The organism is Psychrobacter sp. Cmf 22.2, from assembly GCF_001921745.1.
GTDB lineage: Bacteria > Pseudomonadota > Gammaproteobacteria > Pseudomonadales > Moraxellaceae > Psychrobacter.
Genome location: NZ_MRYA01000001.1, coordinates 392,710 through 406,573, shown reverse-complemented (window position 1 = coordinate 406,573; position 13,864 = coordinate 392,710). Strand labels below are relative to the sequence as shown.

12 protein-coding genes are annotated in these 13,864 nt (G+C 44.9%); 7 read left to right on the top strand and 5 right to left on the bottom strand.

The genetic code is table 11. From position 1 onward, the window contains the following. Nucleotides 1-36 precede the first annotated feature (36 nt). The 3 genes from BTV98_RS01760 to BTV98_RS01750 all read right to left on the bottom strand — a co-directional run bounded on the left by BTV98_RS01760 (nt 37) and on the right by BTV98_RS01750 (nt 2,640). Nucleotides 37-774, bottom strand: a complete 738-nt coding sequence (locus tag BTV98_RS01760) for an amino acid ABC transporter permease (RefSeq protein ID WP_075102776.1) — start codon at nt 772-774, stop codon at nt 37-39. After that, entirely contained in the window at nt 774-1,604 is an 831-nt protein-coding gene (locus tag BTV98_RS01755; protein ID WP_058369304.1) for an amino acid ABC transporter substrate-binding protein, read from the bottom strand. The genes BTV98_RS01760 and BTV98_RS01755 overlap by 1 nt, the downstream gene beginning before the upstream one ends. Nucleotides 1,605-1,875: 271 nt before the next feature. Then, nucleotides 1,876-2,640, bottom strand: a complete 765-nt coding sequence (locus tag BTV98_RS01750) for a UTRA domain-containing protein (RefSeq protein ID WP_075102983.1) — start codon at nt 2,638-2,640, stop codon at nt 1,876-1,878. Between BTV98_RS01750 and BTV98_RS13740 the strand changes: the two genes are divergently transcribed. The 6 genes from BTV98_RS13740 (at nt 2,639) to hutI (ending at nt 10,880) form a co-directional block, all read left to right on the top strand. After that, nucleotides 2,639-2,770 (top strand): hypothetical protein, encoded by a 132-nt coding sequence (locus BTV98_RS13740; RefSeq protein WP_256713814.1) that lies wholly within the window; start codon nt 2,639-2,641, stop codon nt 2,768-2,770. The two genes, BTV98_RS01750 and BTV98_RS13740, sit on opposite strands and share 2 nt — an antisense overlap. Nucleotides 2,771-3,065: 295 nt before the next feature. Continuing rightward, a complete protein-coding gene (gene hutU / locus BTV98_RS01745) occupies nt 3,066-4,799 on the top strand; it encodes a urocanate hydratase (protein WP_058369306.1) in 1,734 nt (577 codons plus the stop codon). Nucleotides 4,800-4,866: 67 nt separating this feature from the next. After that, entirely contained in the window at nt 4,867-6,258 is a 1,392-nt protein-coding gene (locus BTV98_RS01740) for a YjiH family protein (RefSeq protein ID WP_058369307.1), read from the top strand. A 137-nt stretch (nt 6,259-6,395) separates the two neighbouring features. Beyond that, nucleotides 6,396-7,958, top strand: a complete 1,563-nt coding sequence (hutH, locus tag BTV98_RS01735) for a histidine ammonia-lyase (RefSeq protein WP_058369308.1) — start codon at nt 6,396-6,398, stop codon at nt 7,956-7,958. 204 nt (nt 7,959-8,162) lie between these two features. Then, entirely contained in the window at nt 8,163-9,269 is a 1,107-nt protein-coding gene (gene hutG / locus BTV98_RS01730; protein WP_058369324.1) for a formimidoylglutamase, read from the top strand. Nucleotides 9,270-9,551: 282 nt separating this feature from the next. Further along, nucleotides 9,552-10,880 (top strand): imidazolonepropionase, encoded by a 1,329-nt coding sequence (gene hutI, locus BTV98_RS01725; RefSeq protein WP_058369309.1) that lies wholly within the window; start codon nt 9,552-9,554, stop codon nt 10,878-10,880. Between the two features lie 115 nt (nt 10,881-10,995). Here the strand turns inward: hutI and BTV98_RS01720 are convergent, their stop codons facing one another. Further along, entirely contained in the window at nt 10,996-11,613 is a 618-nt protein-coding gene (locus BTV98_RS01720; protein WP_058369310.1) for a PepSY domain-containing protein, read from the bottom strand. 239 nt (nt 11,614-11,852) lie between these two features. Between BTV98_RS01720 and BTV98_RS01715 the strand changes: the two genes are divergently transcribed. Further along, nucleotides 11,853-12,701: a hypothetical protein gene (locus tag BTV98_RS01715; protein ID WP_058369311.1), complete on the top strand. Its 849-nt coding sequence runs from the start codon at nt 11,853-11,855 to the stop codon at nt 12,699-12,701. A gap of 173 nt (nt 12,702-12,874) precedes the next feature. Here the strand turns inward: BTV98_RS01715 and BTV98_RS01710 are convergent, their stop codons facing one another. Continuing rightward, nucleotides 12,875-13,849 carry a glycosyltransferase family 2 protein gene (locus BTV98_RS01710; protein ID WP_058369312.1) on the bottom strand — a complete coding sequence of 325 codons (975 nt, stop codon included), beginning with the start codon at nt 13,847-13,849 and terminating at the stop codon, nt 12,875-12,877. Between the last annotated feature and the right edge of the window lie 15 nt (nt 13,850-13,864).

Below are 13,864 nucleotides of genomic sequence, written 5' to 3'. Positions count from 1 at the left end.
GATAATACTAAAACTGCTGGTGAATGAGTCGATGAACTACTTAGCCACGTAACGATCAAGCCTAGTTTCAAGCTTACCTTGAATAAAGGTCAAGAACAGACAAATACCCCAATATATAAACGCCGCTTCGGTATAGACCAGCATAAACTCGTAATTACGTGCGGTAATGATTTGGGCTTCTTTAAACAACTCAGTAACCAGCACCAATGAGGCCAAAGAAGTATCTTTTACCAAACTGATAAAGGTATTGGATAACGGTGGCACCGATACCCGTAGTGCTTGCGGCAAAATCACATGGCGAAAGGTTTGCAAGTATGTCAAACCAACGGTCGAGCCTGCTTCCCACTGACCTTTTGGAATGGACAAAATCGAGGCACGCACCGTCTCGGACGCATAAGCACCAATATTCAATGAAAAAGCAATAATCGCTGAAGGAAATGGATCGAGCTTGACCCCAACGCTTGGCAAGCCATAAAAGATAATAAATAGCTGCACCAGCATCGGTGTACCGCGAATGGCGGAAACATAGATGCGAGCAAGTCTATAAATGATCTTGTGAAACCAGCCTGTCCGCGGCACAATACGAATGAGCGCGACTGTTAGCGCAATCACCATACCAATAGCAAATGAGATCAATGCCAGCGGTATCGAATAATAGATACCGCCTTTGAGCATTGGCCAAAATGAATTGATAACGATTTGCGCCCGATCAGGGCTCATAAACGGCAATAATGCCAATAAATCAGCTAACACCGACGTTATAGACGCTAGCATTATTTTTGTTGGCTTATATCAGCACCAAAAAACTCTTCGCTAAGCTTGGTCAATGTGCCATCTGCTTGCAACTCACCCATGGCTTCGTTCAGTTTTTCTACGACAGCATCATTACCTTTTAATAGTATCAAACCTGAACCACGCTGCTCACTTTTTGGTGCAGCCAGTTTAATCTCTAAGCCACTATCTGGGAATTTTTTGAGATAGTCTAGTACAGCAAGTTGGTCATTCATCGTAAAGTCAGCACGGTCTTGCTTCACAAGCTGAACCGCCTGCGCCATCCCATCGACAGGGACGATTTCTGCTTCATAGCGCTCTGCCATTTCACCATAGTTACTGCTTAATGATTGCGCGCTACGCAGACCCTTTAATGCTTCCCATGAGCTATAACGATTGTCATCGGTTGCCGCTAAGACGACAGCACCTGACCAGCTATAAGGCTGCGCAAGATCATACTTCGCTTGACGCTCAGGCGTCGTCAAGCTCACTTGGTTGGCAACTATATCAAAACGCTCAGAATCAAGACCTGCCAGCATCGCATCCCACTGGGTTTCTTTAAATTCGACATCGACGCCTAGCTTGTCAGCAACTGCGCGAGTCACTTCGACATCATAACCAGTTAACTGTCCGCTTTCATCATGATAAGTGAACGGAGGATAAGTGCCTTCTGTACCAACGTTGATCGTACCGCCATTGTTAATACGTTGTAGCAAATCAGAACCTTCCGCTGCAGCAGTAGCACTGGTTTCCGCTTCATTGGTAGGTGACTGACCACAAGCGGCAAGCAATACAGTACTAGCAGCAAAGGCTAAAAGATTACGACGTTTCATAAGGCGTCCTTATAAGATGAATAAATAATGTAATGAGCGGACCAAGTTAAATAAACTATAAAATATATTTTACTTTGGCTGCCCGATTTGAGGATATTATCTGCGTCTTTCAATACCATTTTATAGTATTTTTCTTCTATAAATTTTTCATAGTAAAATTATAAATAACAAAATCAAGGTTAATTGCTGGCATTTAAACAGCGTGTAGCTCATATACTATCGTACTTTGGCAAGAATAACCGTACAAAAACAGTGAGCACGCTTAAGATTGTTAAAGTTTGCCAGAGAATTGATAACGATCCCCTGCATGCCACATCTTCACAAAGGTCAATACTTTCCCTGCCGAATAAGTCTGACGACGCAGTACTAACGTCGGTGACTGCGGTGCAATTTGTAGCGCATGAGCGATCTCATCAGGTGCTGCTAAAGCTCGAATGGTATAGTTACCGCGCTCAAGTGGACTTTTAGCAATGAGATAATCGCTAGTATTTACCACGCTAAAATCTTGCTCAATGAACTCTGGTACTTTTGTCGCATCCACCCAACGCTCTTCAAACTGTATCGGCTGACCATCAGCAAAATGAATGATTTTTACTTCATATAAAACAGTCGCCTCAGTGCTATTAGTAGTGCCATCAGCGTCCTTTGCATTAGAAGATACAACCGCTTCATCAATACCAAATTTACGGCGCATCTCATTATCTAACATGCTCGCGGTAATAGCGCGTTTGCTCACCACTTGTGCCTGATAGTCACGATTGGCTGATTTTAAATCTTGAGCGATATTACGCACTTCCACAAAGGTATGATTGAACTGCTGCTGGGCAACAAACGTCCCTGACCCTTGCCTGCGCTCTAACACCCGCTCCTCGCTCAATTCTTTCAAGGCGCGGTTGACTGTCATTCGAGATACTTCAAACTCTTCTGCCAACGCCATTTCGGTGGAGATAGCTTCGCCCGCCTGCCATTTTCCAGAATGGATATTATCCAAGATGGCGTTTTTAATCCGTTGATATGCTGGAACTGTTTTTGTCATGTCACGCTTCACCTTTGTCATGCTTGTCTCTAACCTTGATTCCAACTATAGCCAGTCCAATATGAAAAAGATACAGCGGAACTGGGATGAATTTTTTGCAGTCTCTGTCGGCGTAGGCACAGCAAGCTAGAAAAACTTATACCAGTTTCGCGTTATGAAATAACGTATCCATTTTATTTAGTATCAACTATATGTGACTGTGCAGCTATAAAAGTGCGGACATAATATCATGACCATTATCATAATCACCATGAGAACAGCCTATCTAACAAAGCAACTTCATAAATAATTTAACTATTTATAAAAAAATGCTTGCATGAGAAAATAATCTTTGATAATTTGTATATACAACTTATGCTATATCAAATAATGCTACTACTAAAATGTCACCAGCAAACTGTATAGATAATCACAAGGATATGATCATGACTACCGACAATGAAATAAGCAACAACGGCACCAGCAACAGTAATGAATTTACGCGTCGTGACGAGAGTCGCAACATTGCTGCCCCGACTGGCAGTACATTAAATTGCAAAAGCTGGCTGACCGAAGCGCCTTATCGCATGCTGCAAAACAACTTACACCCTGACGTCGCTGAAAACCCAAAAAGCTTGGTTGTGTATGGCGGTATCGGACGTGCAGCTCGTAACTGGGAAAGCTATGATCAAATCCTCGCCTCTCTTAAAGAGTTAGAAGACGATGAGACTTTACTTGTACAATCTGGCAAACCGGTTGGCGTCTTTCAAACGCATGAAAATGCACCGCGCGTATTGATTGCCAACTCCAACCTTGTCCCGCGCTGGGCGACGTGGGAGCATTTCAATGAGCTTGATCGCAAAGACCTATTTATGTACGGTCAGATGACCGCTGGGAGCTGGATTTATATCGGCACCCAAGGCATCGTCCAAGGCACTTATGAGACCTTTGTGGAAGCAGGTCGTCAACATTATGAAGGCGACTGGAGCGGACGCTGGATTTTGACCGCTGGTCTTGGCGGTATGGGCGGCGCGCAACCACTAGCCGCGACCTTTGCTGGTGCGACTTCTTTAAACATCGAATGCCAGCAATCCAGCATCGATTTCCGTCTACGTACCGGTTATGTCGACAAGCAAGCAGACGACCTCGACCATGCCTACGAGTTGATCAAACAGCATACTGACGCGGGCGAAGCCGTCTCTATCGCGCTACTTGGTAATGCGGCGGATATCTTGCCTGAGATGGTTAAGCGTGCCAATGCAGGCGAGATAAAACCTGATTTGGTCACTGACCAAACCTCCGCTCATGACTTAATCAATGGCTATCTGCCAAGTGGCTGGACAGTTGAAGAATGGAGGGCAGCACAAGAAAACCCAGACCAACATACCGTATTGACCAAAGCTGCCGCTGCGTCTTGTGCCGTACATGTACAGGCCATGCTAGACCTACAAGAAATGGGTATTCCAACGACCGATTATGGTAATAACATTCGTCAAGTTGCCTTTGATGAAGGGGTGAAAAACGCTTTTAACTTCCCGGGTTTTGTCCCTGCTTATATTCGTCCGCTGTTTTGCCAAGGTAAAGGCCCATTCCGCTGGGTCGCATTATCAGGTGATCCAGAAGATATCTATAAAACCGATCAAAAAATTAAAGAGCTGTTCCCTGAAAACACCCATATTCATCGCTGGCTAGACATGGCGAAAGAACGCATTCAGTTCCAAGGCTTGCCAGCACGTATCTGCTGGTTAGGTCTGGGCGAGCGCGATAAAGCGGGCCTAGCCTTTAATGAGATGGTTAAAAATGGTGAGCTAAAAGGTCCTATCGTTATCGGTCGTGACCATTTAGATACTGGCTCTGTTGCCAGCCCAAACCGCGAAACAGAAAGTATGAAAGATGGCTCAGACGCTGTCTCTGATTGGGCACTATTAAATGGCATGCTCAATGTCGCAGGCGGTGCCACTTGGGTGTCACTCCATCATGGCGGCGGTGTGGGCATGGGCTACTCGCAGCACTCTGGCATGGTCATTGTCGCTGATGGCACAGATGCCGCTGCCAAGCGCTTAGCACGAGTACTGGTCAATGATTGCGGCTCAGGTGTGATGCGTCATGCCGATGCAGGCTATGAGCTGGCCATCAAAACAGCGAAAGACTACGGCTTAAATCTACCGATGATTAAATAGCTTGTCCTTGTCCTTATGTGCTCAAGTGGTATAAGGACATTATCAACACTTTATCAAGGACGATAATATGTCTGAACGTGATATTTTGCCCCCAGGTAGCTCCGTGCCTAGAACGCCTCTAGACAGTCCAGCACCTGCTAGCCCGCCGCCTGAAAAGCTGCTGTCAAAACCTTTCGCACTGATACAGCTAATCGTATTTAGTGCTATTGGCTTGGTGATGTTCTTTGTGCCTTTTACTATTGGTGAAAAGAGCACCATCTTATTTGATCATGGGGCAACTTATCTGGTCACTCAGCAGCACACCCTTGCGGTATTTTTACTATTTCTACTGATGATTTATGGCGTTGGCAAGCCCATTTACGATGGTTCATGGCGTAAAAATATCACCAATATGATATTAACTGCCTTTAAGATTATCGGGCTAGTACTTGCCATCCTGTATATCACTGATATGGCGCCTGCTATCATCATGGAAAAGGACATGATGCCGTTTTTGTTTGAAAAACTGGCATTACCAGTCGGTATGATTGTCCCTATTGGTGCATTAATCCTCGCTTTTTTGCTCGGTTTTGGCTTGCTGGAGATGTTTGGCGTACTCATGCAGCCTATTATGAAGCCGATTTGGAAAACGCCTGGCTCATCAGCAATTGATGCCGTTGCGTCTTTTGTTGGTAGTTATTCTATTGGGCTGCTCATTACCAATCGAGTCTTTCTGCAAAAGCAATATTCGGTTCGTGAAGCCGTCGTTATTGCTACTGGGTTTTCTACGGTATCGGCGGCCTTTATGGTCATCGTTGCCAAGACCTTAAACTTGATGGCGTTTTGGAATCTGTTTTTTTGGTCGACCCTGATTATTACCTTTATTGTCACTGCCATTACTGCCCGTATTCCGCCTATTCGAGGTTTTGATGATAGCGCCAGCCGTCCAGACTTGGACAACCAACAAGGCAATCGCTTAGCAGCAGCTTATCATTTAGGACTAGCTACCTCACGCCGTGCAACTGACCTCAAACAAATTATGTGGTCGAACTTTCGCGATGGGGTGACGATGGCGGCAGCGATTGTGCCTTCTATTATCGCGGTAGGGTTGACAGGACTTTTACTAGCCAAATATACGCCTGTCTTTGATGCGCTAGGTTTGCTCTTGTATCCATTCACTTGGGTAACCGGTATGCCCGAGCCACTAGTTGCTGCCAAAGGCATGTCAGCGGGATTGGCTGAGATGTTCTTGCCTGCCCTATTGCTAACGGAAGCTGAGGTCTTAACCCGCTATGTAGCAGGCGTCGTTTCGATTAGTAGTGTGCTGTTCTTTTCAGCGATGATTCCTTGTGTATTGGCAACTGAGATTCCGCTGTCAGTACCCAAGATGGTCATCATTTGGTTTGAGCGCGTGGTGCTTAGCATTCTAATCGCTGCACCTTTTGGACATCTAGCGATATATCTAGGCTGGTTCGGTTAGACCGACTAAAACTGGCGGGATTAGCTAAGAAAATTTAGATAGCATAGCTTTTAACGGTTTATAAACAACAACACATAAACTAAAATGTATAGACAACAAATAAAGTTAATACAGCTCATAAAATTAGGATAACTCGCATGACTGATATCAAAAAACTAACCCTACACCCTCGCCAGCTTAGCTTTGAGATGCTACGTGATATCTACGAGCAGCCTGTCATATTGACGTTACCTGACAGTGCTTATGAAGCGATAGATGCCTCACACGACGATGTACGTACCATCATTGCGCGTGATAAGAGCGCTTATGGCATCAATACCGGTTTTGGCCTATTAGCTAAAACCCGTATTAGTGACGATCAACTTGAGCTACTGCAACGTAACCTTATCGTTTCTCACTCAGTGGGTACAGGTGAGGCGCTGCCAGACAACGTGGTCAGGCTAATTATGGTGATGAAAGTCGCTAGCCTTGCGCAGGGCGTCTCTGGCGTCCGCCGCGCTGTGGTCGATAGCTTACTCGGCTTAATCAACAATCAAATTACGCCAAACATCCCTGCTAAAGGCTCAGTTGGCGCCTCTGGTGACTTAGCACCTTTATCGCATATGACGCTGGCGATGATGGGCGAAGGCGATGTCTATGTTGGCGGTAAGAAAGTCCCTGCCGCTGAGGCGTTAGCGCAGCATGGTCTTGAGCCTATCACCCTAGCAGCCAAAGAAGGTCTTGCCCTGATTAACGGTACTCAGGTCTCAACGGCATTAGCACTACGCGGTTATTTCTTAGCACGGGATCTACTTGAGACAGCCACCATCGTCGGCTCTATGTCTATTGACGCCGCCAAAGGCTCGGATGCGCCATTTGATGCCCGTATTCATGAAGTGCGTGGTCACCATGGTCAGATACAAATTGCGCAAGCCCACAGAAGCTTGATTAAAGGCAGTGCTATCCGCGCTTCGCACAATGATGAGCAAGATGATCGAGTACAAGACCCTTATTGCTTGCGCTGCCAGCCACAAGTCATGGGTGCTTGCCTTGATATCATCAACCAAGCAGGCAAGACTTTATTGATTGAATCTAATGCAGTAACGGATAACCCCCTTATTTTTAACAATGATGATGGCCCTGTTGCTATCTCAGGTGGTAACTTTCATGCCGAGCCAGTTGCCTTTGCCGCAGATATTTTAGCCTTGGCAATTGCTGAGATTGGTTCTATGTCTGAGCGCCGTGTGGCACTCTTGATTGACGCAACCTTATCAGGTGGCTTACCGCCATTTTTGGTGGAAAATGCAGGGGTGAACTCCGGCTTTATGATCGCTCACGTGACGGCAGCAGCACTCGCCTCAGAGAACAAATCCATGGCTCATCCTGGCAGCGTCGATAGCATTCCAACCTCTGCCAACCAAGAAGACCATGTATCGATGGCCACTTATAGCGCCCGCCGCCTATACGAAATGGCGCAAAATACCGCTACCATTGTTGGTATTGAGCTATTGGCTGCTGGTCAAGGTATCGACTTCCATCGTGGACTAGATACTTCAGAGCCGTTACAGACAGCGCATCAGAAACTACGCGAGCAAGTCACTTTTTATGACAAAGATCGCTACCTAGCCCCTGATATCGAAGCAGCAAAACAGCTGGTATTAGATGGCGCGCTGACAAACCATTGGCAGGCGCTGCGTAGTGATTGGTATGAGTCTAAATAAATAGCATCCTTCTATAGTAAGTGCTAAATAAAAAGAGTACAGTTTTTATGGCGTGCTACTGGGATGAATTTTATGCAGCCTCTGGAGTGACGAAGTCACACAGCAAGCAAAGAAAATTTATACCAGTAGCACTGTACTTATTTTATAACGGATCGACTACACGCAAGCGATATGAATCGAAGGAGATCAGTGATGAGCCTATCAATGTCTGACACAGTCGTGAGCCACAGCGCCGCTGATATGAGTCGCTGGACAGGCCGTGCAGAGCCGTTTGAGTCTGCACGCGCCCGCTACTGGTATCAAATAGCCCAGCCTTATGCCTTTGATAGCAGCAGTCAACAAAACAACCAGCAAAACGGTCAGCGCATTGGACTGGTTGGTTTCGCTTGTGACCAAGGTGTCAGGCGCAATCAAGGACGCGTGGGAGCCAGAGCAGCGCCGCCTTTGATTCGTCAGGCATTTGCGGCACTGCCCGTCATCGCTGAGCTGCAACAACGCTTTGATGGTCAACTATCAACGCTACTGGGTGATGCAGGTGACATTCACTGTCATGATAATGATGACTTTGCCGAGCGCACCCTCGAGCAAGCTCAAGTAAAATATGCCGATAAGATAAGTGATATTATCCAGCAAGGCGGCCTACCCATTGGTCTTGGTGGCGGTCATGCCATCGCTTATGGTAGCTTTTTGGGATTGTGGCAAGCGCTGTCATCAAAAACCGATCGGCCTACTAATGACGTTAGCAATGTCAAAAACAATCTTGAAAATGTTACGAGTACAATGCCTACTATTGGCATTATTAACTTTGATGCGCATCTAGATATTCGTCAGTCTGATGTCGCCACCTCTGGTACGCCATTCCGCCAAATTGCTGAGCACCTTGAGACGCAAGGCCAGCCATTTCACTATTGCTGTATCGGCGTCAGTCGTTTTTCCAATACCGCCGCACTCTTTGACCGTGCTGAGCAGTTGGGCGTACACATTATCAGTGACGAAGATTGCACCAATAAGAAATGGAAAAAAATTGTGGCGCAAATAGAGACCTTTATCAATGACGTTGATGTCATCTATTTAACTATTGATATGGACTGCTTGCCATCGAGCGTGGTACCGGGCGTTAGTGCGCCCGCCGCTTATGGTATTGAGTTACCCTTCGTTGAGCGTGCGGTTAAACGTATCATGGCATCAGGCAAAGTAAAAATGGCTGATATTGCCGAGATTAACCCAACCTTTGATGTTGATTCACGCAGCTGTAAAGTCGCGGCTCGCCTCTTAGCCACTATTATCGAGCAGCATTTACTTTTAGTATAAATAAATCGATACAGAATAAAACTGTGATGAGTATTCATACAAGTGACTGGGATGAATTTTGCGAAGCCTTTGTCTCGCTTGCGCACAACAAGCGAGTAAAATGTATACCAGTCACGCTATCACATTTTTAAAATAAACCAACCATACAAGGCTACTGAAGTAAATTTTTCACATCCTCTGTCAGCAGCAAGAAGCGTTTTTACCAACGACACAATGTCTATTTTAAAGTGAACGGACTATGGATGGCTGCACTAAATCTATACTAATAAGTAGGAGCACATCATGACTAACACAACAAACTCTACAGACCAAATGCCTATAAACGATTCCACCCTGACATCGTTTGACTACATCATTATCAACGCCAATCTCGCCACCTTTTCAGAGCAATACGGGTTTGATATTTATAATGACAACCAAACCAACAATCAAAACAAAAGCATCCCTTACGGTCAATTAGAAAACGCCGCTATCGGTATCAAAGATGGCAAAATTGCATGGGTTGGTACGCATGAGCAAATAAAGCCGCACCTCACCCATTATAAGAACGATCAAATCAAAGACGTCAATGGCAACTGGGTCACGCCTGGACTCATCGATTGTCATACCCATATCGTTTATGGCGGTAACCGCAGCAACGAGTTCGAAGCGCGATTGCAAGGTGCCAGTTATCAAGATATCGCGGCACAAGGTGGCGGCATTGTCTCAACCGTTAGCGCCACCCGCGCAGCGAATGAGGAAGAATTGTTTGCGCAAAGTGAAAAACGTCTGCTCGCGCTCATTAAAGAAGGCGTGACCAGTGTCGAGATAAAATCTGGTTATGGGCTGGACTTAGAAACTGAACGCAAAATGCTGAAAGTCGCCCGCGCGCTCGGCGACAAACACCACATTCATGTCAGCACCACTTATCTAGCCGCCCATGCCCTACCGCCAGAGTATAAAGACAATGCCGATGACTATATTGAGCAAGTTTGTCAGTGGTTGCCAATTTTGCATAGCGAGGACTTGGTCGATGCGGTCGATGGCTTTTGTGAAAACATCGCCTTTACTGCTGAGCAGATTAAGCGCGTCTTTGACGTTGCCCGCTCGTTAGACTTGCCAGTGAAGTTGCATTCTGAGCAGCTCTCAAACATAGGTGCCAGTGCTTTAGTCGCCGATTACCAAGGGCTATCAAGCGACCATCTTGAGCACTTGGCAGAAGACGATATCAAGAAAATGGCCGCGAGCAACACAGTAGCCGTGCTATTACCAGGTGCTTTTTATACGCTGCGTGATACTAAGTTGCCACCGATTGAGATGTTGCGTAAACATCAGGTGCCGATGGCCATTTCAACCGATTGCAATCCCGGCACCTCACCGCTCACCTCGCTGTTATTAGCGATGAATATGGGCTGTACATTATTTTATCTCACTACTGAAGAAGTATTGGCAGGGACAACTGTTCATGCGGCACAAGCATTAGGTCTCGCCAACAAAGGCAAAATAGAAGTGGGCTGTGATGCTGATTTGGCATTATGGGACATCGCCCGCCCTGCTGACTTTGCTTATCAAATGGGGCTAAATCCTATTGCAGGTATTATGGTTCAAGGTAAATGGCGTGAGACGGTATAGCGAATGACCATAAACATTTAGCATAATTAAAGAAGCCCCAACCATTGAATGATTAGGGCTTCGCTATTGATAGTAGTTGATTAAAAATGAATATAGTCAATATACATTAAAAGTGTTATAACTCGACTGCTGTCATATCTGGCGTAGCGTCTATATCATCAATTGAATTTTCAAACACTGTACCCGTCTTTGCGTCTATGTTTAATTCAAATATTTGATTGTCTTTTAACACCTTAACTTCATAATAAGTTGGATGATCTATCTCATCATCGTCAATCTCAAATTCAATCTCTATAGTACGACCATCGGTTTGTTTTTCGGCAATATCGATAGCATCCGTCATCTTTATTTTTGCTTGTTGCTGAACTTGATAATCATTAATGTCGTCTTTAACAAGTTGCTCGGTTTCAGACGTTACGATCTCACCTGTCATAGCATCGACTTTTATCTCGTAGCTTGTTGTATCAGTACTGAACTCTAATTCGTAGACACTATTACCTTTCTGAGCATCACTATCTTTATCGTCCAGCTCTGCGCTGACCAAAGAGCCAGAAGCTTCTTTACTTGCTGTAGCAACTGCTTGCTTTAAGCTGACTTTAGCTGCTTGAGCCACACTTACTTCATCAGAGTGATTGGCCGCGACCACAGCGGTACTTAATGCTCCTGTCGTCATCGCCAAAGTCAGGCAAGCACCCAATGTCGTTAGTTTAAAATTTTTGAGCGTCTTTTTCATTAATCAATCCTTATAGTTAAGATGCAGTTGTTCTTATGCTACGGATATATAAAAAGGATTCTAAGGTAAAAAGGTTGCAAAATGTTGCATCTATGTATTACGAAACATTGTCTAATAGTTACCTTTTTACTATGTTTATCATAGTCTTAGGCAGTGTTATTTTGATGGACATACGGTATAATGTTACACCATTTTTTATAATGTTACTTCACCTTTCTACTTAGGTCATTTAAGCCTCTATGCTACATACGTCCCACCTAACAGACTCACTATACGATAATACTTATCACTCTTTAACGGGCGTTGATTTTGACACTATTGTTGATTTTGATACTTCTGGTTTTGATGCTAAGTCGGCATTGGCTTTTGCAAGCTTACCGCTTATCATTCAAGAGCCATTGTTACAGAGTAAACGAATTGTATTGATAGCAAACAATCCTTCAATAGATATAGCGAGCTTAGAGGCGCTGTTGCAACCTACTGATATGCTCGTCTTGTTTAATGACTTTATCCATGCAGACTTCTTTGCCAATCATCCACTAGCCAAAGATTTACCAAAGCTACTGTTTTTTAGACAAATTGGTGACAGTAAGCTGCATTTTGGTCTGCCGCCACGCAGCAATAACGTGACAGCGATGCTCGATATGACCAAGCAAGCGCCGCCTGGTATTTTGTTTGGCAACACTAACTACCAGTTTCCACTACCAGCAGACGACCCAAGTCCTCATGATGACCCCATAACGGCTAACCGAGTGCTAGAGATTCCAGAACAGGTTGATAAATTATTACGTAGTGATGAGCATTGCCGCGTATTGTCAGAACAACATGAAGTAGTAGCAGACTATCCTATCTTTACTGATATTCATTCATCCGCACCGACTTCAGGGTTTTTGTTATATCGATTATTCTTATCTACGCGCTTGCATATCCAGCAAAAACAGAGCGTTGAGACGCCGCTATCAATAGTCATGTTGGGCTTTAATAATGATGACAAAACCGCGCATTTTTGGGAAGGTCATAACTGGGCGTTTGAGCGACAAGAGCTTGCGACGCCGCCTAGAGATGTTGAAATCATTCGTCAATACTAATAGGACACTACCAGATTAAACATTTATAGTTGTTTCAGTTTAAAACTGATATAGCAAGACTGAGATAAATTTCTTGTAGCCTCTGTCTGCGCAGGCACAGCACGCAAAAGAAATTTGTACCAGTCTAGCGTATTAACGCAGTATATCTATTTTATTTAGTATCGACTATATATCTACACATAAGGCGCATCTGGACAATATGCGACGTTAATCTCAACTTCACTGGGCTGTCGATTGATAGCAATTGGCACTGTCTGCGCCTCTTGCCAGTCAATCAATTGCAGCTGCGTAAACTCTGCTAGCCATCCTGACATCGGCCAATGTTGCCATTTTCCGTAAAATCTATTGGCATTAATTACTATACTATCGAGATGATTCAGTGGTGGCCGATAAACACTGTGCTGTTGATGATAAATAACATCACCAGTTAAATAAAAGTCGATATTTAACGCGCGCGCCATAAAAGCAAAATCGGTATCTTCAGCGCCATAGCCGACATAATCCGTATCAAAACCGCCAATCCGTTCAAATTGACTGCGCATTATCGCAAAGCAAAGACTCCAAAATGCGCCATAATCTTGCGTTTTCTTAATATTAGCATTGTTTTTATCACTACTATGTTGGGTAAAGTTATGGCGATAAGGGTTAAATACGGACAGCTCATCTAAAAAGTTGACTGCCAATTTACCTTGTTGTAGCTGATGACCCTCATCATCCGTCAAAGGGCGCGTCAGATAGCGCGGCTGTCCCATCAGTAGCGCATCAGGATACGTTTGCAATTTATCATATAACCCTTCGATAAAGTCATAGGCGACGATACAATCCACATCCAAAAAAATCATATCCTCATAGGTGGCACGTGCAGCGCCAAGATTACGGTTACGACCGATATCAAATGAGGCGCTACTCGTCAATCCATGCTCAGTCGCTGTAGTCGTTGCTATCTTAATAATATTTAAATCGTATGCTGCCAGACGTTCAGGCTCAGCATCGTCATTAACGATAATCACCTCGCTTGGTTTGACGCTACCCTGCGCCAGGCTACTCAGTAGATTGTAGAGATGACGATTGCGCCCGTAGCAAGTCGTTATTACACTCACGGGAATGGTGTTATGTGCGGCGTCTTGAGCTCTGGTTGTCGTTGTCATAGAAATATTTGCTCT